We start from the raw sequence: 21,167 nt of genomic DNA, 5'->3' as shown, positions 1-21,167 counted from the left end.
TTCGGTGGGGTGAGACGGTTCAGGTCGTGGTCAGGGGTGGACGGGGTCGCGGACGGGCGGCCGGCCGGGGACGGCGAACACCTCGCCGAGCAGCCGCTCCACATCGGCGGCGAACCGCGCCGGGCGCTCCGCCATGGCGAAGTGCCCGCAGTCCTCGTAGCGGGCGAGGCGCCCGTCGGGCAGCGCCCGCGCCAGCGCCTCGGCGTCGGCGGGCGGCGCCGCGAAGTCGTCCGCGCCGCTCACCACGAGCACCGGCAGGGTCAGCGCCGCCACGTCCAGGCGCGGGCTGCGCAGGTACGCGCCGAAGAACTGCTGCCAGCCGTACGGGCCGATCCGCTCCCGCACGCGCAGGGCCATCGCGGAGCGCACCTGCGGGGAGACGCGGTCGCCCGTGCCGATACGCAGTCCTTCCTCCAGGATGCGGTGGAAGCCGCTCAGGTAGTACAGGGCGTCGTCCCAGGTGAAGTCGTCGGGGCTGCGGCGGTGGAAGGGGGCGACGACCACGGCGGCGCGCGGCCGGTCCGCCGCCGGGCGACGGGCGACGGCCTCCAGGGCGGGGCTCGCCGTGAAGGAGTGCGCGACGAGGGCGTCGGCGCCGCCGGGCACCGCGTCCAGGGCGTGCGCGACGTGGTCGGCGGGGTCGTCGTCCTGGCTCCAGCGCGGGTCGCCCTCGGCGCCCCACGGCAGCACGGCCTCCCACACCTCGACGCGGTCCGGCGCGCGGTCCGTGTACTCCTGCCACACGGACGTGCTCCCGGCGAGCCCGTGCAGCAGCAGCACCCGTACGGGGGTGCCGGCCGCGCGGGCCGGCCGCCGCAGGCGTACGACGGCGCTGCGGTGGCCTCCCGCGCCGAACAGCCCACGGCTCAGCGGAGTCCGCACCCCACCGCCGGCCCGAGCGCCGATCCTCTCGCCGGTCCGGTCGCCGGTCTTCTCGCCGGTCCTCTCGCTCGTCGCCCCGCCGCTCATCGCCCGGCCCCCGCGAGGACGGCGGCCGGGGCGTTGGCAGGCCGGGTCAGCAGCAGCGCGGCTCCCGCGTCGTCGCCGCCCGCGTCCCCGGTGCCCGCGCTGGCCAGCACCGCGTCGTCGGCGGCGCCGGTGTCCCGGTGCCGGTCGAGCCAGACGGTGGCAGCGGCGCACTGCAGGACACCGAGGGCGCCGGACGCCGGGCCCTGATGCTCGGTCAGGTCGTGCACGGGGACGCCCTGGGCCGCGGCGCCGAGGGAGGGCGCGGGCGGGCGGATGCCCTCCGGGTGCTCGGGCACGCACCACAGCCCCAGCGGCCCGGGGCGCAGGTCCCGTACCTCCGCGACGGCGTCGGCGTGCCGGGCGCGCCGGGCGTAGGGCCCGAGGGCGGCCAGGGCGCGGGCGCCGCGCGCGGCGGCGGACGCGGCGGACTCGACGACGAGGGCGACCGCCCCGTCGAACAGGGCGGGCACGTCCCCGGCGCGTTCCTCACGGGTCGCGGTGACATGCCGTACGGCCGGGTTGTCGGGTTCGACGCCGACGGCGAGGACGCGTTCCACGCGGCCCGCGAGGACGAGCAGCCGCGCCCAGTCCACGGCGTCGAGGCCGGACGTCGGCCCGTTGCACAGCGTCAGGTTGGCGCCGCGCAGGCCGTGCGTGATGGCGACCCAGGACGCGACGACGTTGCTGGAGGTGGCGGGCAGCGTCATGGGGCTGGTGCCGAGGTAGGTCTCCTCGGCGATGGTCGCCACGGTCCGGCAGACGGTGTCGGCGTTGCCGTAGTTGGTGCTGACGCTCACGCCGACGCTCTCGCCTGGCACGGTCAGGTCGCCCGCGCCGTCGGTGAGGCCGGCCGCCGCGAGCGCGTCGCGGGCGGCGACCATGGCGAGCTTGGTGGCGCGGTCCTTGTAGCGCAGGCCGCGCCCGGTGAGCCTGCCGACCGGGTCGTGGGCGTCCGCGTGCGCGGCGGGCAGCGGGCCGAGCAGCCCGGCCGGTCCGTCAAGGCCGCGTACGGCGGTGCCGAGGCCGGTGATGACGACCTCACGGGTGTGCGCGGTCATCGGACCGTCTCCTCTCCGGCGCCCGGCTCCGCGGTGCGTGGCTCTGCGGTGACCGGCGCCGCCGTACCCGCCGCGGCCCGCTCGACGACGGCGACGGCGTTGAGCCCGCCGAAGCCGAAGGAGTCGATCTGCGCGAGCGACAGCGGCTCGGCGGGGCGCACGGACTCGCCCCGGACCAGCCGGAACCCGTCGACGGCCGCCACCGGGTCGTCGAGGTACTTCGTCGCCGGCACGGTCCCCGTGCGCAGCACGTCGACGGCCGCGACCAGGCTGTGCAGCCCGGACGCCCCGGCGGTGTGCCCGGTCATGGACTTGATGGCCGTCATGTACGGCGACGGGGAAAGACCCGCGAACACCGAGCCGAGCGCCGCCGACTCCGCCTCGTCGTTCAGCGGGGTGCCGGTGCCGTGCAGCATGACGACGTCGATGTCGGCGGGCTTCACCCCGGCCCTGCGGTGGGCCTCGTGGACGGCGGCGGTGATGCTCTTGGCGTCGGGCGCCGAGGGGTGGTGGGCGTCGCAGTTGACGGCGACCCCCCGCACCCGGGCGTGCACCCGGGCGCCGGGCCCCGGCCCGTCCGCCTCGCGCCGCAGCACCACCGCGACGGCCCCCTCGCCCTGGAGCATCCCCCGCCGCGCCTTGTCGAACGGCCGTACGCGGTCCGGGGCTTCGGGATAGCAGCGGTCGAGCAGCCCGTACGTGCTCTCGGTGATGGTGTCGACGCCGGCGACGACGACGGTGTCGGCGCGGCCGAGGTCGAGCAGGTCGGCGCCGAGGGCCAGCGCGTACAGGGACGCCGAGCAGGCGTTGGCGACGGTGTGCGTGTCGGCGGCCCGGAACCGGCGCCGCAGCATCGTCCCGAAGTGCAGGTCGGCGGCGTCGAAGGGGACGCCGTCGCGCCAGGACAGCTCGACCGAGCGCAGTTCGCGCAGGGTCGTGCCGACCAGCACCGGAACCCCGGACAGGTCCTCGCCGAGCCCGGCGTCCGCCGCCGCCTGCGCGACGGCGCTCTCCAGCCAGCGGGTCGCGCGCAGCGGCTCGTCCACCCCGTCGGCGGGCCGGTCGTCGATCTCGTACGCCACCTGCGCGCGGAACTTGTCGCGGTCGTAGCCGCGCAGCGGTCCGAGTCCGCTGCGCCCCGCGACAAGCGAGCCGAAGATCTCGTCGGCGCTGTCGCCGATGCTGGCGACGGCGCCCATGCCCGTCACGATCCAGCTCATGCCGCGCTCCGGTAGGCGCCGAGGATGAGGACGGCGTTGTTGCCGCCGAACGCGAGCGCGTTGTTCTGCACCACGTCCAGCTCCGCCGCGACGGCCTCGTTGGGTACGCAGTCGAGCGCGCACTCGGGGTCGGTCTCGCGGTGGTTGATCGTCGGGGGGACGAACCCCTCGGTGATCGCCAGCGCGCAGGCCGCCGCCGAGACAGCGCTGGCCGCGCCCATGCTGTGCCCGATCATCGACTTGATGGAGACCGTGCGCGGCATGTGGTCCTCGCCGAACACCTGGCGGATGGCGCCCGCCTCGGTGATGTCGTTGGCCTTGGTGCCGGTGCCGTGCGCGGAGACGAAGTCGATCTGGTCGGGTGTCACCCCGGCGTTCTTGTGGGCGATCTCGATGGTGCGGGCGATGCTGTCGCGGTCCGGCGCGACGGGGTGCAGGGCGTCGCAGGCGAGCCCGTACCCGAGGACCTCGGCGTAGATCCGGGCGCCGCGGGCGAGCGCGGAGTCCAGCGACTCCATGAGCAGGATGCCGGCGCCCTCGCCGGTGAGGATGCCCTCGCGGTCCTTGTCGAAGGGCCGGCACACCTCGGGGGCGACCGTGCCGAGCCGGTAGAACCCGGTGAACGTCTTGCGGCAGGCGGCGTCGGCGCCACCGCACAGGGCGATGTCGACGTCGCCGCTGCGCAGGGCGTCGTAGCCGTAGCCGACCGCGTAGTTGCCCGCCGCGCACGCGGTCGGGATCGTGACGGCCTCGACGTCGCTGAGGTCCAGTTCGCGCACGATGCCCGCCGAGAGCCGGCCCGCCGGGATGCGCCGGGCGACCGCCGGGTCGTAGTCGTGCGGAGCCTGAGGGTCCGGCCCGCCGTCCGCCATGTCGGCGGCGACGAGCTGGTCCAGGTCACGGGACTCGCCGTCCGTGGTGCCGACCGACACCAGGGAGCGGCGGGCCCGTACGTCCTCCTCGGTCAGGCCGGCGTCCTCGACCGCCATCCGCGCGGCGGCCACCGAGAACTGGCTGGCGCGGCCCAGTTCGTCGGGGTGCTGCCGGGTGATCCAGCGTCCGGGCTCGAAGTCGGTGACCTCGCAGCCGTTGGCGTGGGCGAAGCCGGCCGTGTCGAACGCGGTGATCGGCTTGACGCCGCTGCGTCCCTCACGGAGTCCGGCGGTGAAGTCCTCGACGCCGATGCCGATGCTGGTGATCACACCGAGTCCGGTGATGACCACCCGGCGCCCCGGGGCCCGTGTGTCTGTGCTGATCGAAGCATTCATCGAAGCTCACCCGTCTGACGGTCGGTTACGGCGGTCAGCGCTGGGCGGCTTCGGACACCACCGCGTACACGCCCTCGAGGTTGACCATGCGGCTCAGCTCGGCCTGGTCGATGGTCACCTTCTGCGTCCGCTCCAGGGCCGCGAGGATCTCGATGGCACGCAGCGAGTCGGCGTCGTGCTCCTCCTTGAAGAGGCTGGTCTCGCTGACCTCGTCCTCGTCGATCTCGAGGATGTCGCAGACGATCTCCTTGATCTCCTGCTTGCGGGCAGCGTCCAGGCCGTTCGTCAGGCTCACGTTGGTCATCTCGGCTCCCAGGGATTTCGTACGGGATCACCCTGACCCCGCCCCCCGAGACTCACCCCCCCGGCTATACGCCCCCTATACGCCAGGCCCCCAGGGGGCGCGAGGAACCGCGCACGCCCACGACAACCCGGCCGAGCCGATCAACTCCCTAAAGGGGCGCGAGGAACCGCGCACGCCCACGACAGCCCGGCCGAGCCGATCAACTCCCTAAAGGGGCGCGAGGAACCGCGCACTCCCGCTAAAACCCGGGCTGAGCCGATCAACTCGCCAAGGGGCGCGGGGAACTGCGCAAAACGCCCACTACAACCCGGGCCGAGCCACCCAACCCCCCGAGAGGGAACCGCCCATCACAACGGGCCGGAGCCAGAAGACTCCCCACCCACAAGCCACCCAAGCTGCGCGGCCCGCAACCCCGCCTGAAACCGACTCCGAGCCCCAAGCCGAGTCATCAACTCCGCGGTGATCCGCCGCCCCGTCCGCACGGAAATCCCCAGCTTCCGAGCAACGACCTCATCCGTGAGCCCCTCCCCCAACAACCGCAAAATCGCCTGCTCCTGAGAGGAAAGCCCCCCATCAGCCCGATCCCGCTGATGCAACCGCCCCCGGGTGAACGGCACCGCGCTCTCCCACACCCGCTCGAACAACTCACACAGCGCGTGGATGATCCCGGGCCCGTGCAACACGAGCGCCCCGACCGAGGTGTCCTCAGGATCAAGCGGCAACACCGCATGCGCCCGATCGAAGATCAGCATCCGGGACGGCAGCTCGGCGGTGGTCCGCACATCGTCCCCGTTCCCCTGCAACCACCGCAGATGCTCGACGGTCGCGGGATCGTTGTGGGCGCTGTCGAGATAGACGGACCGCATGGTGACCCCGCGTTCGGCCAGCTCCCGGCAGAGCGGCTGACTGGCCTGCCGGCTGGCCTCGGTCTGCGGCCCCCCGGACGCGAAGGTCAACAGCTCCGAGCTGCACTTCTGGGTCAGTTCCTCAATGCGGAAACGTATCTCCGTAAGCCCCTCGAACCGTTCGATGACGGAACTGTGCAGATCCTGCTGGGCCGCGTGATGGTCCTCGACCAGCCGGGCCACTTCGACGCGCGCGGCATCCAACTGCTGGCGACGCTGCAGGAGTTCGTTCTCATGACGGGTGACGAGCGCTTCGAGGGCGACGCCAGGACTGACCGCACGGAACTTGTCGGGCGCACCCCAGTCGGGCTTCACCAGCGACAGCCGTATGCATTCTTCGAGAACGGAACAGACCACTTCGGAATTCCAGCCGAGAAAACCCCCCAGTTCCTCGACCCCGAATTCCGGATTCCTGAGCAGTGCCCGATACATCTCGGACACCCGTGGCGAAACTCCCAGCACGTTCAGCACCCCAAGCCCCCCTCCCGGACCGTGGGTCAGTATGACCCACGTCGTTCACAGGCAGGGGAAGCGGAAACGAAAACGTGTGAATCCTGTGCGGTAGCACAAAGGCCCGGCCCACGCACGGGGCGTGAGCCAGGCCGTTTTCAGTCAACGTGTCCGAAAATCATCCCCAGATGGGGTCCTTCGGGTCCCCCTCCGGAGCCCCCTGCGGGCCCGTCCCCCAGATCGGGTCCTTCGGGCCGTCCGCCACCGTCGCCGGCCCGGTGCCCCAGATGGGGTCCTTCGGGCCGTCCGTCACGGACGCGGGCCCGGTACCCCAGATGGGGTCGTTCTGGGCCGCGACCGTCGCACTCGTCCCCCCGAACTGCGCGTGAGCACTCACCACAGACGCACCCGACACACCCAGAGCCACGGCAAAAGGAACCAGGGCGACTGCGACGGCACGCAGCAGAGTCCGCTTCACGAAAATATCCCCCTCGACAGAGCTTCACGCTCAAATTCGGAGCGGCTCGGCGCCGCCCGACATGTCGAATCTTGCCGAACTCCCACCCCGAAAAGCCATGCCGTCCCAATTCAGGGAACTGCACTGGCAGCATACTGACACCGGAATTACTCCCCCCGTTTCCCCCCAGCCCCCACCCACCAGCGCCTTCCCCCATTTCTCCCCTCCCCCACCCCCACCCCGAGCCCCCGCCCGGGGCCCCCACCCACGCCGGGCTGCAACAAGATGCCACCCCCCGCCGGACCCCCAGCCCCCGCGACACCCCGATCCGCTACCCTGTTCACGGTTCACGTCAGCGAGCGGCCCCCGGGCCCGCCCCTGACCCCGCCTCCGTAGCTCAGGGGATAGAGCACAGCTCTCCTAAAGCTGGTGTCGCAGGTTCGAATCCTGCCGGGGGCACGGCACCAAGGGCCAGTTCAGAGGTTCGACCCTCTTGAGCTGGCCCTTTGTCGTGCGCGCGCAGGACTACAGGAGCGCGCACACCCCCGCCCCCCTCACCCCACTTGCATGATTTTGATGCACATTATCTATCGTGCAATGATTGTTGCAACATTTCCGTTGAGGTCGGTGTCGGCCCCCGCCCGCCGGGAGAGGCCGTCGTCTCGCACGAAGGAGCAGCATGAGGGAGCACGCGAAGGCAGGAGACTCTCGGCAGCCCTCCGGACGTACGGGGCCGCACCACCGCCCCGCCCGCGCCACGACCGCCGCCGCGCTCGGCGCGATGACCGTAGTGGCGCTCCTCACGGTCACCGCCGCCCCCGCCCAGGCCGCCGCCCCGGGGGAGACGTCCACGGCGCTCGTCACCAGCGGCGCCTTCGCGGCGGCCGAGAAGCCGGGCCCCGGCGTGGCGACGCCCGTGATCACGCTGCCCGCCGATCACTCCACCCTGCGGATCGGACGCAAGACGAACCTGCTCAACTTCGCCGGTACGGGCGCCCCGGGCGGTTCGCTGACCCTGCAGTACCGCAAGGCGGACGCCACGTCCTGGGAGACGCTCACCAGCTTCACCGGGCTCGTCGGACCGGACGGGAAGTGGGCGGCCAGCGCCCGCTTCCCCGACGGCGTTCTGACGGACGGCGGCCTGTTCACCTTCCGCGTCGTACAGAAGCTCCGCCGGCTGGAGCGGATCTCGGCGCCCGTCACCGTGACCCTCAAGATGGGCGTACAGCCCGCGCAGTTCACCACCCCGCGCGAGGGGGTCGCCCTGTCGAAGGCGTTCTGGCAGCTCGACTTCGGCGGCATCGGCGAACCCGGCGCCCGCGTCTCGCTGTTCTACGGCCCGCACCACACGCCGATGCCGCTCGAGTACGGCGGGCGCGTGGCCGACGACGGCACGTGGGCCGTCTCCGTCCTGAAGGGCAACGTGCCCGCCGGCACATGGGACTTCTATGTCACCGAGGATGCCGACCCCGGACACGAGGACAAGCGCACGATCACCATCATCGACGACCCCGACAGCTCACAGCTCCAGTGGAAGGTGTCGGACACCACCACCCGGGTGCGGGCGGGCGACACGATGGACCTCTCCGGCTGGACCAACTCCCGTGACCCCATCGGCAAGGTGGAGACCTACCTGACCGCAGGGGGCCGGAAGTTCCCCCTCGCCCTGATCGACACCCGACGCAACGGCCCGAACTCCGCCGTCTACGAGAAGTCCGGCGTCCCCCTTCCGGCCGACGTCCCGCCCGGCATGGCGAACCTCGTGGTGACCGAACCGGGCAACCCCGACAACTTCGACAGTATCCCCGTCGAGATCCTTCCCGTCCTGCCGCTGAAGCTGACGCTCGTCGCCCGCAACGGCGAGCGGATCCGGACCTTCGAGGGGACGGGGCAGCCCGGCGCCACGGTGCAGTTCAAGAAGGCGGACGGCACCTGGACCGACGCACCCGGCACGACCGACCCGGACGACGACGGCGTGATCGATGACCGGTACCTCTACACGAAGTGGAAGGACGCCTGGGACTGGCACCGCCTGACCGCCCGGCAGGTGTACCTCGGCGGCGACACCGGCCCCGAGACCCCGGTCACCTTCGACATGCCCGCACCGGTGGTCTACTTCGTCGGCCGGAGCGGGTCCAACGTGGTGATCAAGGGAACCGCCCTCGGTGACGACGGCAGCAAGGGAACGGTCCAGGTCCAGGGGGCCGACGGCGCCTGGTTCGACGCGGGCGGCATCAGCCGCTTCGGCGCCTTCGACGTCTCGGTGGACGGCACCCGCCTCGGCGACACGTTCAAGGTCCGCTTCATCGACGACTGGACGAAGCAGCCCACGCCCCCGAGCACGCCCCAGCCGACCCCTGCCCCCTCCCCCACCCCGAAGTCGGCACCCACCCCGGCTCCCGAGCGCACGGAAACCCGAGCCCCCGGCACGCCTCCCGCGACCACCGGCGCCGACCCCAGCGACGCCACCGACACCACCCGCGCCGAAACCCCGCCCGCCCGCTAGCCCCCCGCCCGACAACCCCCGCCTACTCCCCGAGCGCCCCCCGCACAACCCCCCGCAGATCCTCGTCCGGCACGGACGCCGCGTCTTCCTCGCGGAGGCGGATCGTCGCCTTGCCGGTGATCAGGTCGGGGTGGCGGGCGCTGAAGCCGCCGTCGTTGTCGGGGTGCCAGCCGTAGAGGGAGATGCCGTGCTGCCAGACCCCTACGTACAGGCGGTGCTTGCCCACGCGGTAGGTCGGCATCCCGTAGGACAGGGCCACCGTCGCCTGCGGGAACTCCTCGCGGATCAGTTCGCTGACCCGGGTGAAGAGCGCGCGGTGTTCGGGCGGGATGGCGTCGAGGTACTCCCGTACAGCATCCATGCCGTCAGTGTGCGGCGGCCTCGCGGCACCCGCCCCCCGAGCGCGGCCGGACGGGCGGTCCGACCCCGGCCCAGCCTGACACGAAGAAACGACCCTACCCCCCTGACCTGCGGTGATGGTGATGCGCGCGGTGGGTGTCTATGGTCGGGCCGTGGCTTTCATCATGGTGTGCGAGGACGACGCGGCGGTCCGTGACGTCCTGCGCCGCGCCCTGGAGCACGACGGCCACACCGTCGCCGTCACCGACAGCGCCGAGGGACTGCTGGGCCGGCTCGACCCCGCCCCGCGCCTGGTCGTGCTCGATCTGGGGCTGCCGGACGCCGACGGCCGTGACGTATGCCTGGCGCTGCGGGCCCGTGGCGTGGACGCGCCCGTGCTGATGCTCACCGCGCTGGACGGGCTGCACCACAAGGTGGGCGGGTTCGAGGCGGGCGCCGACGACTACATGACGAAGCCGTTCGACATCCCGGAGCTGCTGGTGCGGGTGCGGGCGCTGCTGCGCCGGGCCACCGTCGAGGCCGCGCCGCACGAGGTCGTCCTCGACCCGGCGAAGCACGTCGTCACGCGGGACGCGGTGAGCATGGACCTGACACCCACCGAGTTCCGGCTGCTCGGCCGGCTGATCGCCTCGCAGGGCGACGCCGTACGCAGGCACGCCCTCGTCGCCGCCGGGTGGCCGCACGGCGCGCAGGTCAGCGACAACACCCTGGACTCCTTCGTCCGCCGCCTGCGCACCAAGCTCGCCCCGCTGGGCGTCGCCGAGCGCCTGGCGACCGTGCGCGGCGTCGGCTACCGGTGGCAGTGACCGCCCGGCCGTGAACGGGTTCCGCGCGCGCGTCGTCGCCCTCACCGTCGTTCTCGCCACCGCCGTCGTCGCCGTCCTCGTCGTCGTCTCGCACGTGCTGCTCAGCGGCGTGACCGACGCCGACGCCCGCGACCTCGCGCACACCCGCGCGGAGGCCGTCGCCGCGAACGTCACCTCGGCCGGCGGCCGGGTCGTCGTCGCGGAGAGCGGCAGCGAGGCGCTGGACGAGGTGGCCTGGGTGTACGCGGACGGCGGCCTCGTCGACGGCAAGGTCCCGGCCCTGCTCGCCCCCCGCGTCGAGGCGCTGGCCGCCTCGGGCCGCCCCCGCACCACGACCGCGGGCCACTACCTCCTGTACGCACGCCCGGTCCCGCTGCGCGGCCATCACGTGATGGTGGTCGTACGCGTCGACCTCACCCCGTACGAGACGTCCGAGCGGCGCGGTCTGACGCTGTCGCTGGTGCTGGGCGGGCTGACGGTCGCGCTCGCGGGCGTGGTCGCGCATCTCGTCGTGCGGCGCGCGTTGCGGGTGGTGCGCGAGATGGCGGTGCTCGCGGACGACTGGAGCCATCACGAACCGGGGCGGCGGTTCGGGCTCGGCGTGCCGCGCGACGAGTTCGGCGAGCTGGGCCGGACCCTCGACCACCTCCTGGACCGCGTCGACCGCGCCCTCGCCGACGAGCGCCGCCTCACCGACGAGATCGCCCACGAACTGCGCACCCCGCTCACCGTCCTGCGCGCGGAGGCGCAGCTCGCGCAGCTCTCGGACGGGCCGCTCGCGCCGGACGCGGTGCTGCGCGAGGTGGACCGGCTGGACGCCGCCATCACCACGATCCTGCGCGCGGCGCGGTCCCGTACGGGCGCCGGGACCCGCTGCGACCTGCGGACCGCCGTACGCCAGTGCGTCGCGGGGCGCGCCGGGGCGGGCATCGGCGTCGAGGTGCCCGCCGGGATCGAGGTCGCCGTCTCGGCCGAGGTCGTCGGCGCGCTGCTCTCGCCGCTCCTCGACAACGCCCTGCGCCACGCCCGCTCCCGCGTGTGGATCACCGGGCGGGTGGGCGAGGAGAAGGAAGGGCGGCCCGGCTCGGACGGCGGGGCGGTCGTGGTGGACGTGTTCGACGACGGGCCCGGCTTCGACCCCGCCGAGGTCGAGCGCGTCTTCGAGGCCGGCGTGACGGGCGGCAGCGGCGGCTACGGGCTCGGGCTGCCCGTCGTCCGGCGTATCGCCGCGTCGGCGGGGGCGGAGGTACGGGCCGTCGCGGACGGGCGCGGCCACGTGGAGGTCACGCTGCCCCGGTGGCGGGCGGCCGCCTAGGCGGGCGTACGGGGACGCGCGTGCACCGGGCGGCAGGCGTACGCGGGGTGCATGTGAGGCCGGCGGGGACGCGGTCAGGTTGTGTGCAGGTTCCCCGCGTGAGGGTCGGCGCATGACGACGACAACCGAGGCCCCCGCGCACAGCGGGCGGCGGCTCATGCTCAACAAGGTTCCCGAGGTCACCGTCTGGTTCTGGGTGATCAAGGTGCTGTGCACGACGGTCGGGGAGAGCTTCGCCGACTGGATCAACATGAAGCTCGGCGTCGGCCTGGTGAACACGGCCTGGATCTTCACCGCCGTGTTCGTCGCGGTCCTCGCCGTCCAGCTCCGCCTGAAGCGGTACGTGCCGTTCCCGTACTGGCTGACCGTGGTCGTGGTCAGCGTCACCGGCACCCTGTACACGGACATCCTGACCGACCAGCTCGGCGTGCCGCTGTGGATCAGCACCGCCGTCTTCTCGGTGCTGCTCGCGGCCGTCTTCGGCGCCTGGTGGCTGCGGGAGCGGACGCTGTCCATCCACTCCGTGAACACGCTGCCCCGCGAGTCCTTCTACTGGCTGACCGTCCTCGTCACGTTCGCCCTCGGCACCGCGACCGGCGACTGGACGCTGGAGCTGACCGGCTGGAGCCCCGGCGCGTCCGTGCTGCTGCCGCTCGGCCTCATCGCCGCGATCACCCTGCTGTGGCGGTACGGCGCGAACCCCGTCCTGTCCTTCTGGCTCGCCTACATCCTGACCCGGCCGCTCGGCGCGAACATCGGTGACTGGCTCGCCTCCCCCAAGGTCGCCCAGAGCCCCGGCGACCCGACGGGGCTCGCGCTCGGCACGTTCACCACCAGCCTGATCTTCCTCGGGCTGATCCTGGCGACGGTCGTCTATCTGACGGTGACGCGGTCGGACGTGACGGAGACACACGAGGCGACCCACGCCACACCCGCCCCCGGCGACCCGCGCCGGGAACGGGTCGCGCTCGCCGGGTTCGGCGCCCTCGCCCTCGCCACGGCGGGCCTGCTGGTGTGGGCGCACGGACAGCCGCACGTCGGGCCCGCGCCGGAGACGGACGCCACGTCGGCCGTCCACATGGCGCCCGGCGAGGCCGTGAAGAAGTTCCCGCCGGCGAAGGTCGCCCGGCTGCGGTCCCTCGCGTCCACGTCCCTGAAGGACGTACGGGCGGGCGACGCGTCCGGCGCCCACGCCGCCGCGCAGTCGCTGCGCGACCTGTGGGACGCCGATCAGGCCACGCTCCAGCCGCTCGACACGACCGGCTGGACGTCCATCGACGCGCAGATGGACAAGATGCTGAAGACCTTCGGCATCGACCACCCGAACCCGCCCGAGCCGGCCGCCCGGCAGCGCAAGGAACTCTCCGCGCTCCTCACGGACATGGGCTGACGGCACCCGCGTACACCGACGCGGCGGCGAGCGCGTATCCGCACGGCGGTACGTGACACCCGGCCCGCGCATCATCCGCACAGGGGTACGTGACATCCGACCGCGCATATCCGTACGACCGAGCGAGTCGCTCACCCGATCGTGAGTTCCGGCCCGCGCGAAGGTCCCGCGCCGCGATCCTCGTCCCAGCGGCGCGGGACCGGCGCCGGTGGCCGAGTGCGGGTGGGGGCGGGGCGCATGACCTGGGACGACGCGGGGCGCGGACGGGAGGCCCGGCCGGGCGCGGGCGGCACCCCTGACCCCGGCCCGGCCCAGCCGCTGCTGCTGCTCGCCGGGGCGGCCGATCTCGCCGTCACCGGCATCGGCGCCGCCTTCGGCACCGTACGGGGACTGCTGCGCAGGTCCGACGCGGGCGAACTGGCGTCGCAGGCCGAGCAGGACCTCGCCGCGCGCGGGCGCCTCGTCCTCGACCGGTACGCCAGCGCGCCGCCGCCGTATCTGGAGGTCCTGGCCCGGCACGCGACCGCCGGCCGCGAGGGCCTCGATGGGCGCTGACCGGTGGGAACCGGTCGCGTTCAAGGCCCGCGTGGACGAGGTGCTGCGGCACTTCGTCGCGCGGGAGGCGGACCGGTTCGCGGCCGTGGACCCGCTGCTCGACCCGGTGGCCGAGCAGATCGAGGCGGCCGTCGCGGACGGCAAACGCCTGCGGGCCGCGTTCTGTTACTGGGGCTGGCGCGCGGCCGGGCAGCCCGACAGCGACGCCCTGGTGCGGGCCGCCGCGTCCATGGAACTCGTGCACGCGGCGGCCGTCGTCCACGACGACCTGATCGACGACAGCGCCCTGCGCCACGGCCGCCCCACCGCGCACCTCGCCCTGCGCGCGGCCGTACGGGGACGGCCGCGCGGCGCCGACGCGGCCAGGTCGCTCGCGATGCTGGCCGGGGACCTGTTGATGGCGCTCGCGGGGCAGTTGTTCGCGGACTGCGGGCTGCCCGCCGCGTATCTGGCGCGCGCCCGGCCGCTGTGGTGGGTGATGGCGCGGGAGCTGATCGCCGGGGAGTGCCTGGAGATCCTGCGCACGGGCGCCGACCCCGACACGGGCGCGTCGCTGAAGGTCGTCCGGTACAAGACGGCCAAGTACACCGTGGAACAACCCCTGTTGATCGGCGGGGCGCTCGCGGGCGGGTCGGCGCGGCTGGCCGAGGGCTGCTCGGCGTACGGGCTGCCGCTCGGGGAGGCGTTCCAACTCCGCGACGATCTCCTCGGGTTGTTCGGCGACCCGGACCGCACCGGCAAGGCGCCCGCCGACGACGTGAGCGGCCACCGGCCCACCGCCCTGCTCGCGGAGACGTGGCGGCTGGCGGGCCCGGAGGACCGCGAACGGCTGCGCACGCTGCTCGGCACCCCCGCGGACGACCCCGCCGCACCGGCCGCGCTGGACGCCGTACGCGAGACCATGCGCGCGCTCGGCGCTCCCGGCCGCGTCGAGGCCATGATCGGCGCCCGGGTCCGCGAAGCGCTCGCCGCGCTCGACGAGCTGCGCCTGCCCCCGCCCGCGCACACCGCCCTGGCCGCGCTGGCCCGCTCCGCCACGGACCGCCAGTTCTGACGCCCCCGCCCGACACACCCGACGGAGCCCTCCATGCCGCACACGCCCCCACCGCACACCCCGTCGCCCCACACGCCCCCGCCCCACCCCGGGCCCGGCGCACCCCAAGACCCGTACACGGACGCCTCCTTGGACGCGCTGCGGCTCGCCGGTGACGAACTCGCCGACGCCACCGTCGCCACCCTCTTCGAACGCGGCGAGGTCGGCGTCTTCAACTCCCTGATGCGGTACGTCTCCACGGCAGGCTCCCCGCTGCCGGAGGGGCTGCCCGAGGTGGCGCGGGAGTACCTGGAGGCGACGCGGACCCCGCCGGCGTGGGTGGACTGGGAGGAGATGGAGAAGGCGCGGCTGTTCTTCATCGACAACAACGTCCACATCTCCACGGCGCTGTCCTTCGCGTCGATGCCCGCCTGCTATCTCGTGCCGCACGTGGCGAAGCTGCTGTCGACGACGCACGGGCTGTCGTATCCGTCCAAACGCATGGCGGAGACAGGGCAGTTCACGGTCTACCTGATGCAGCCGGACGCGTTCGAGGCGGGCGGCCGATTCGTCCCGGCGGCGCAGAAGGTGCGCCTGCTGCACGCCTCGATCCGCCACCACCTCACGCGTGAGAACCGCTGGGACGCCGCCGCGCTCGGCGTGCCGATCTGCCAGGAGGACATGATCGGCGGGCAGATGTTCTTCTCGCTGCTCGTCCTCGACAGCCTGCACCGGCTCGGCATCCACATGACGCGGGAGGGCGCCGAGGCGTACTACTACGCGTGGCGGGTCGTCGGCGCGATGCTCGGCGTCGACCAGACGGCCGTCCCGCGCACGCTGGAGGAGGCCCGCGCGTTCCTCGACCGCTACATGCTCCGGTACATGGGCCCCTCCCCCGAGGGCTCCCACCTCACGCGCCAACTCATCGACCTGTACGAGGAGATCGTGCCCGGCACGTTCTTCGACCCGATCGTCTCCGCGCTGATCCGCCACCTGGTCGGCGACACGTGCGCGGACTGGCTCGACGTCCCCCGCAGCCGCTGGGACACGGCCGTCCGCGCGGTCCCGCACCTGCTGGGCGTCCTGGAGACCATCGAGGACCGCTCCCCGCTCGGCGCCTGGGCCCTCGACCGCCTCGGCCACCTGACGACCGCCCTCGAACTGTCCTCCCTCACCCGCGGCCGCGTCATGCACTACGCGATCCCGGACGACCTGAAACATGACTACGGCGTCCCCACCCCCCACCCCACCCGCTGGCAGCCCCCGGCCCCGACGGTGGGGTGAGGCGCGCCGCCGCTCAGGGGGCGGTGGCGTGGTGGATGTGGGTGTGGACGTGCATGTCGTGCCAGCCGTCCGTGTGGAGGGCCGCGCTGTGGCGGGTGCCTTCCAGGGGGTAGGCGGACTTCTCCGCGACGCGGCAGGAGGCGGGGTTGCGGGTGGAGTGGAGCAGGTCCAGGCGGTGGAAGCCGCGGGACAGGGCCCAGGCGGTGGCGGCGGCGAGAGCGCGCGGGGCGACGCCCTGGCCGCGGGCGGCGGGCAGCACCCAGTAGGCGACCTCGGCGGTGCCGTCGACGGGGTTCACGTCGCGTACGGCCATGCGGCCCAGCGGGGTGCCGCCGGTGGTACGGGTGATCAGCCACTGGGCGCCCTCGCCGCGGGCCCAGGCGGCGTGGATGCCCGCGATCCAGGTGCGGGCCTCGTCCGCCGAGTCCATCGTGCGGGCGTGCCAGTGGCTGAGGGCGGGGTCCTGGAACGCCTCGTGGACGGTCGCCGCGTCGGTGAACTCCATGGCCCGCAAGGTGAGTTCGGCGTCGTCGGTGCGCAGGGTGGGCGGGGTCGTCGCGGAGAAGGTGCCGGGCCGGATCGGGGACTTCGTCAGTGACGGCATACGGGCATTCTGTCCGCGCCTCCCCTCCGCGCGCCCACCTGTTGCAACATGTGCACGCCTGTTGCGCGGAGGTTGTTACGGTCGGGGAGACGGCAGCGAGCAGGCACCCGCACCGGAAAGGACGGCACCCGTGCGCCCACCCCGACCGCCCTCGGTCATCTGCGTCGGCGAGACGATGGCCCAGGTCACGCCCGTCGACGGCGCCGGCCTCGACACCAGCGCGGCGCTGCGGCTCGCCGTCGCGGGCGCCGAGTCGACCGTCGCCCAGTACCTCAGCGACCTCGGGCATCCGGCGGCCTGGGTGAGCCGCGTCGGCGACGACCCGTTCGGGCGGCGGATCCTCGCGGCGGTCCGCGCCCGGGGCGTGGACGTCGGTGGCGTACGGCTCGACGCGGACGCCCCCACCGGCGTCTACTTCAAGGACCCCGGCCCCGACGGCACCCGCGTCCACTACTACCGGGCCGGGTCCGCCGCCTCCCGGATGACCCGCGCCGACGCCGGGCGGGTGGACCTCACCGGCGTCCGCGTCCTGCATCTGACCGGCATCACCCCGGCGCTCTCCCCCGGCTGCGCGGACCTCGTCGACACCCTCGTCGCACGCGCCCGGAGCGCCGGCGTCCTCGTCTCCTTCGACGTCAATCACCGCCCCGCGCTGTGGAGTTCGGACGCGGTCGCCGCCGAGACGCTCGCCGGGCTCGCGCGCCGCGCCGACCTCGTGTTCGTCGGCCGCGACGAGGCCGAACGGCTGTGGGGGACGGTGAGCGCCGACGCCGTACGGGACCTGCTCGGGCCGCGCGGGACGCTCGTCGTGAAGGACGGCGGGGTGGGCGCGACCGAGTTCACGGCGGACGGCACCGTGTTCGCGGCGGCGCCCGCCGTGGACGTGGTGGAGCCCGTGGGCGCGGGGGACGCGTTCGCCGCCGGGTACCTGGGCGGGCTGCTGGGCGGGCTCGGCGGGCGGGAGCGGCTCGCCCTCGGGCACCGGCTCGCCGGGCGGGCCCTCGGCAGCGTCGAGGACTACGTCCCCGCGGGCCCCGGCGTCGGCGCACAGGAGGGGTGAGCGTGTCGCAGACCGTACGGCGGGCCATCGACATCCTGGAGTTCGTCGCCCGCCGCCCCCGCACCCAGACCGAGGTCGGCGCGCACCTCGGCGTCCACCGCTCGACCGCGCTGCGGCTGCTGGAGTCACTGACCGAGGGCGGCCTCGCGCGCCGCCTGCCCGACGGGCGCTACGGCGTCGGCCACCGCCTCGCCGGGCTCGCCCAACTCGCCCTGGAACAGTTCGGGTTGCGCGAGATCGCCGCCGGGCACCTGCGGACGCTGGCCGAACGGTGCGACGGGCACACCGTGCATCTCGCGGCGCTCGAAGGCGGCCAGATCGTGTACGTCGACCAGGTCGAACCCGTGGACGGCGTACGGCTGTACGCGCAGATCGGGCGGCCCGTGCGGCTGCACACGGCGGGGGTGGCGAAGGCGATCCTGGCGTTCCAGCCCCCGCCGGTCGTACACGAACTGCTGTCTGCCTACGGGGAGTTCAAGGCATACACGCCCGCCACGATCACGACGCCGGCCGGGTTGCGGCAGGCGCTGGAGCTGACGCGGCGGCGCGGGTACGCCGTGGACGACGGGGAGTACGAGGACTACGTGAACTGCGTGGCCGTGCCCGTACGGGACAGCGGCGGCGGGGTCGTCGCCGCGGTGTCCGTGACGGCGCTCAAGGCGCGGGCCGGGCTGCGCGAGCTGGAGGCGGAGGTGCTGCCGGAGCTGGTGGCCGCCGCCGGGACGATCTCCGAGGAGCTGGGATGGCGGCCGTGAGCCCATTGTTGACGTTCGAGGAACTGTTCGGCGGGGTGCCGGTGATGGCGATCCTGCGCGGCTTCTCCGCCGGACGGTCCGTCGAACTCGCCGTGCGGGCCTGGGACTTGGGCATCCGGTGCGTGGAGGTGCCGGTGCAGAGCGCCGGGGCCGCCCGAGCGCTGGGTGCGGTCGTCGCCGCCGGGCGCGAGCGGGGGATGCCCGTGGGGGCGGGGACGGTGACGAGCGCGGAGCGGCTGGAGCGGGCGGTGGCCGCGGGGGCGGCGTTCACGGTGGCGCCGGGGCTTGACGCGACGGTCGCGCGGGCCAGTCTGGCGGCCGGGCTGCCGCATCTGCCGGGGGTCGCCACGGGGACGGAGGTGCAGGCGGCCGCGGCGCTCGGACTGACGTGGATGAAGGCGTTTCCGGCGAGCGTGCTGGGGGTGGGGTGGTTCCGCGCCATGCGGGGGCCGTTCCCGGAGGTGCGGTTCGTTGCCACGGGTGGGGTTGACGCGGGGAACGCGGGGGCGTTCTTGGAGGGCGGGGCGCGGGTGGTCGCCGTGGGCTCGGCGCTTGAGTCTCCGACGGGGCTGGATCAATTGAGCGGGGTGCTACGGGGGTAGCGGGCGGGTGCGTCTGCGGGCGCGGTTATTACAGCCCGGGCCCTGCCCAGACGCGGCTGGCCTCAGCGCCAACTCCAGCCTTCAGGCCCGGCGGGCTGGCCTCAGCGCCAACACCCAGCCCCTCCGGCGCTTGAGGAGCGGGGCCTGGGGCGGAGCCCCAGAGTGCCGGGTGCATCGTGGCTGAGCGCGCAGTTCCCCGCGCCCCTTACGGGGCTGGTCTCAGCGCCGGTAAATCAAGCCCCTCCGGCGATTGAGGAGCGGGGGCTGGGGCAGCGCCCCAGAGTGCCGGGTACGTCGTGGCTGAGCGCGCAGTTCCCCGCGCCCCTAATGGGGCTGACCTGAACGCCCGTTCCCAGCGGCAACGCGCCCCCGCCCCTGAGGGGGCTGGCCTCAGCGCTGGCTCCCCCTTACGGGCGTAGGAGTGTCAGGCGTAGGAGGGACGTCACCGTGAGGGCCGCCGGGGCGGCGTACCACCAGCGCGTGCGGAGCCAGGCCGCCGCCCGGAAGAGGAGCGCGAGGAGCAGGGTGAGGACGCCGAGGCCCACACCCAGCCCCGCCGCCACCTTCACATGCGTGCCCCCCTGCGCATCCCACACCCCCCACCGGCCCGACCACGTACGCCGTGACGGTGACGAACGCCGTCAACAACACCCCCGCCCCCACCACAGCCGCACACACCACCGCCCCGGCCCTGCTCGCCGCCGGACGATCCACGAGGGGCGTGCGACTCATCCGAGTGCCTCCTTGACCTGGTCGACCTTCTTGTCGAAGCCCCGCCCGTACGCCTGGGCGTTGGGGTCCTCGTAGTAGGGACCGCCGTTGTAGCGGGCGGCGATTTCCTGCATCTGTTCCCGGGTCATCTTCTCCGGCGGAACGTCCGCGAAGCCACTCTCGGCCTTGAGCTGGGCGAGGTACTCGGAGGCGATGAAGATGTTCTTGCCGGGGTCCTTGGTGGCGGCGACGACCTGATCGCGCTGCGCGTCGGTGAGGTGTTCGGGGTCGTAGCCGAGGACTTCGGCGGCGCGTCTGACCTGGATGGACAGCGGCCCGATGGACGTCTCGTCGGGGTCGCCGGTGCCGGGCAGGAACCCGCGCCCGGTGCGGGCCGCGTCGTCGAGCCAGCCGGGGTCGCCCTCGACCTCCTGCCAGGCGATGCCCGCGACCATCTCGGGCGGCAGCCCGGAGTCGGCGGCGGCCTTGATGTACTCCTTGTTGGCGGCGATGAAGCTCCGGCGGCCCTCGTCGCTGTTCGACCACCACCAGTAGTTGTTGCCCTGGGCGTCGCCGCCGAGCCCGTCGACGCGGGTCGAGATGCGCATGAGCGCCGGGGTGACGATGACGGCGCCGCTCTGGTCGGGGATCGTGTCGATCTTGACGCCGGTGCCGGGGAGCTGGGTGTAAGGGTTGGCGGCGGCCTCCCGCGCCTCCGCCTGGAGCGGGCGGAGGCCGGCGAGGAACGCCAGCGGGTCCCCGACCGGACTCTTGAACTCCGGCACGGACAGATAGGCGCCCTTCAGGATGCCGACGCACTCGGCGCGCGCCCCTGAGGGAGTTGGCCTTGGCGCCAACACCCAGCCCCTCCGGCGATTGAGGAGCGGGGCCTGGGGCAGCGCCCCAGAGTGCCGGGCACGTCGTGGCCGCTCGCGCAGTTCCCCGCGCCCCTGACGGGGCTGACCTGAACGCCCGCTCCCAGCGGCAGCGAGCCCCCGCCCCTGAGGGATTCGGCATCAACGCCAACACCCAGCCCCTCCGGCGATTGAGGAGCGGGGCCTGGGGCAGCGCCCCAGAGTGCCGGGTACGTCATGGCCGAGCGCGCAGTTCCCCGCGCCCCTGACGGGGCTCACCTGAACGCCCGCTCCCAGCGGCAGCGAGCCCCCGCCCCTACGGGATTCAGCGTCAGCGCCAACACCCAGCCCCTCCGGCGATTGAGGAGCGGGGCCTGGGGCAGCACCCCAGAGTGCCGGGTACGTCATGGCCGAGCGCGCAGTTCCCCGCGCCCCTGACGGGGCTCACCTGAACGCCCGTTCCCAGCGGCAACGCGCCCCCGCCCCTACGGGATTCAGCGTCAACGCCAACACCCAGCCCCTCCGGCGATTGAGGAGCGGGGCCTGGGGCAACGCCCCAGAGTGCCGGGTGCATCATGGCCGAGCGCGCAGCTCCCCGCGCCCCTTACGGGGCTGACCTGAACGCCCGCTCCCAGCGGCAGCGAGCCCCCGCCCCTGAGGGATTCGGCATCAACGCCAACACCCAGCCCCTCCGGCGATTG

20 protein-coding genes and 1 tRNA gene are annotated in these 21,167 nt (G+C 73.4%); 11 read left to right on the top strand and 10 right to left on the bottom strand.

Going from position 1 to position 21,167, the window contains the following annotated elements:
• Positions 1-30 precede the first annotated feature (30 nt).
• The 6 genes from ACZ7LY_RS29410 to ACZ7LY_RS29385 all read right to left on the bottom strand — a co-directional run bounded on the left by ACZ7LY_RS29410 (position 31) and on the right by ACZ7LY_RS29385 (position 6,195).
• Entirely contained in the window at positions 31-969 is a 939-nt protein-coding gene (locus ACZ7LY_RS29410) for an alpha/beta fold hydrolase (protein ID WP_471627780.1), read from the bottom strand.
• Positions 966-2,027, bottom strand: a complete 1,062-nt coding sequence (locus ACZ7LY_RS29405; RefSeq protein ID WP_471627779.1) for a beta-ketoacyl synthase N-terminal-like domain-containing protein — start codon at positions 2,025-2,027, stop codon at positions 966-968. Before ACZ7LY_RS29405 ends, ACZ7LY_RS29410 begins: the two co-directional genes overlap by 4 nt.
• On the bottom strand, positions 2,024-3,247 hold the full coding sequence (locus ACZ7LY_RS29400; protein WP_471627778.1) for a beta-ketoacyl synthase N-terminal-like domain-containing protein: 1,224 nt from the start codon (positions 3,245-3,247) through the stop codon (positions 2,024-2,026). The genes ACZ7LY_RS29405 and ACZ7LY_RS29400 overlap by 4 nt, the downstream gene beginning before the upstream one ends.
• Positions 3,244-4,515 carry a beta-ketoacyl-[acyl-carrier-protein] synthase family protein gene (locus tag ACZ7LY_RS29395; RefSeq protein ID WP_471627777.1) on the bottom strand — a complete coding sequence of 424 codons (1,272 nt, stop codon included), beginning with the start codon at positions 4,513-4,515 and terminating at the stop codon, positions 3,244-3,246. The genes ACZ7LY_RS29400 and ACZ7LY_RS29395 overlap by 4 nt, the downstream gene beginning before the upstream one ends.
• A gap of 34 nt (positions 4,516-4,549) precedes the next feature.
• A complete protein-coding gene (locus tag ACZ7LY_RS29390) occupies positions 4,550-4,819 on the bottom strand; it encodes an acyl carrier protein (RefSeq protein WP_471627776.1) in 270 nt (89 codons plus the stop codon).
• Between the two features lie 347 nt (positions 4,820-5,166).
• Positions 5,167-6,195, bottom strand: coding sequence for a DUF6879 family protein (locus ACZ7LY_RS29385; protein WP_471627775.1), 1,029 nt, complete (start codon positions 6,193-6,195; stop codon positions 5,167-5,169).
• Positions 6,196-7,017: 822 nt separating this feature from the next.
• Between ACZ7LY_RS29385 and ACZ7LY_RS29380 the strand changes: the two genes are divergently transcribed.
• Positions 7,018-7,090 (top strand) — tRNA-Arg (locus ACZ7LY_RS29380).
• A 220-nt stretch (positions 7,091-7,310) separates the two neighbouring features.
• Complete coding sequence (locus ACZ7LY_RS29375) at positions 7,311-9,137, top strand: hypothetical protein (protein WP_471627774.1); 1,827 nt, start codon at positions 7,311-7,313, stop codon at positions 9,135-9,137.
• Between the two features lie 22 nt (positions 9,138-9,159).
• On the opposite strand, the gene ACZ7LY_RS29370 is transcribed toward ACZ7LY_RS29375, so the two are convergent.
• The gene (locus ACZ7LY_RS29370) at positions 9,160-9,498 is read right to left on the bottom strand and encodes an iron chaperone (RefSeq protein ID WP_471627773.1); all 339 of its coding nucleotides are present in this window, start codon (positions 9,496-9,498) and stop codon (positions 9,160-9,162) included.
• A gap of 151 nt (positions 9,499-9,649) precedes the next feature.
• On the opposite strand from ACZ7LY_RS29370, the gene ACZ7LY_RS29365 reads away from it, so the two are divergent.
• The 6 genes from ACZ7LY_RS29365 to ACZ7LY_RS29340 all read left to right on the top strand — a co-directional run bounded on the left by ACZ7LY_RS29365 (position 9,650) and on the right by ACZ7LY_RS29340 (position 15,880).
• Positions 9,650-10,303, top strand: coding sequence for a response regulator transcription factor (locus ACZ7LY_RS29365; RefSeq protein WP_471627772.1), 654 nt, complete (start codon positions 9,650-9,652; stop codon positions 10,301-10,303).
• A gap of 10 nt (positions 10,304-10,313) precedes the next feature.
• Entirely contained in the window at positions 10,314-11,618 is a 1,305-nt protein-coding gene (locus ACZ7LY_RS29360; RefSeq protein WP_471627771.1) for a sensor histidine kinase, read from the top strand.
• 112 nt (positions 11,619-11,730) lie between these two features.
• Complete coding sequence (locus ACZ7LY_RS29355; RefSeq protein WP_471627770.1) at positions 11,731-13,008, top strand: COG4705 family protein; 1,278 nt, start codon at positions 11,731-11,733, stop codon at positions 13,006-13,008.
• A gap of 237 nt (positions 13,009-13,245) precedes the next feature.
• The gene (locus tag ACZ7LY_RS29350) at positions 13,246-13,563 is read left to right on the top strand and encodes a hypothetical protein (RefSeq protein WP_471627769.1); all 318 of its coding nucleotides are present in this window, start codon (positions 13,246-13,248) and stop codon (positions 13,561-13,563) included.
• Positions 13,553-14,617, top strand: coding sequence for a polyprenyl synthetase family protein (locus ACZ7LY_RS29345; RefSeq protein WP_471627768.1), 1,065 nt, complete (start codon positions 13,553-13,555; stop codon positions 14,615-14,617). The genes ACZ7LY_RS29350 and ACZ7LY_RS29345 overlap by 11 nt, the downstream gene beginning before the upstream one ends.
• Positions 14,618-14,650: 33 nt before the next feature.
• Positions 14,651-15,880: an oxygenase MpaB family protein gene (locus ACZ7LY_RS29340; RefSeq protein ID WP_471627767.1), complete on the top strand. Its 1,230-nt coding sequence runs from the start codon at positions 14,651-14,653 to the stop codon at positions 15,878-15,880.
• Positions 15,881-15,893: 13 nt separating this feature from the next.
• Here ACZ7LY_RS29340 and ACZ7LY_RS29335 read toward each other — a convergent pair whose 3' ends face one another.
• Entirely contained in the window at positions 15,894-16,484 is a 591-nt protein-coding gene (locus ACZ7LY_RS29335; RefSeq protein ID WP_471627766.1) for a GNAT family N-acetyltransferase, read from the bottom strand.
• A 130-nt stretch (positions 16,485-16,614) separates the two neighbouring features.
• Here ACZ7LY_RS29335 and ACZ7LY_RS29330 point away from each other — a divergent pair, with 130 nt between their 5' ends.
• The 3 genes from ACZ7LY_RS29330 to ACZ7LY_RS29320 are packed head-to-tail and all read left to right on the top strand — an operon-like array spanning position 16,615 to position 18,901.
• Positions 16,615-17,544, top strand: coding sequence for a sugar kinase (locus ACZ7LY_RS29330; RefSeq protein ID WP_471627765.1), 930 nt, complete (start codon positions 16,615-16,617; stop codon positions 17,542-17,544).
• A 2-nt stretch (positions 17,545-17,546) separates the two neighbouring features.
• Positions 17,547-18,299, top strand: coding sequence for an IclR family transcriptional regulator (locus ACZ7LY_RS29325; protein WP_471627764.1), 753 nt, complete (start codon positions 17,547-17,549; stop codon positions 18,297-18,299).
• The gene (locus ACZ7LY_RS29320) at positions 18,287-18,901 is read left to right on the top strand and encodes a bifunctional 4-hydroxy-2-oxoglutarate aldolase/2-dehydro-3-deoxy-phosphogluconate aldolase (RefSeq protein ID WP_471627763.1); all 615 of its coding nucleotides are present in this window, start codon (positions 18,287-18,289) and stop codon (positions 18,899-18,901) included. The genes ACZ7LY_RS29325 and ACZ7LY_RS29320 overlap by 13 nt, the downstream gene beginning before the upstream one ends.
• A 407-nt stretch (positions 18,902-19,308) precedes the next feature.
• On the opposite strand, the gene ACZ7LY_RS29315 is transcribed toward ACZ7LY_RS29320, so the two are convergent.
• Together ACZ7LY_RS29315 and ACZ7LY_RS29310 are read right to left on the bottom strand one after the other, a co-directional pair.
• Positions 19,309-19,464 carry a hypothetical protein gene (locus tag ACZ7LY_RS29315; RefSeq protein ID WP_471627762.1) on the bottom strand — a complete coding sequence of 52 codons (156 nt, stop codon included), beginning with the start codon at positions 19,462-19,464 and terminating at the stop codon, positions 19,309-19,311.
• 165 nt (positions 19,465-19,629) lie between these two features.
• Positions 19,630-20,469, bottom strand: a complete 840-nt coding sequence (locus ACZ7LY_RS29310) for a hypothetical protein (RefSeq protein WP_471627761.1) — start codon at positions 20,467-20,469, stop codon at positions 19,630-19,632.
• Between the last annotated feature and the right edge of the window lie 698 nt (positions 20,470-21,167).

This window comes from Streptomyces sp. NPDC107550 (genome assembly GCF_055639095.1).
The sequence above is the reverse complement of the archived record's forward strand: the minus strand, read 5'-3'. Positions and strand labels throughout refer to the sequence as shown.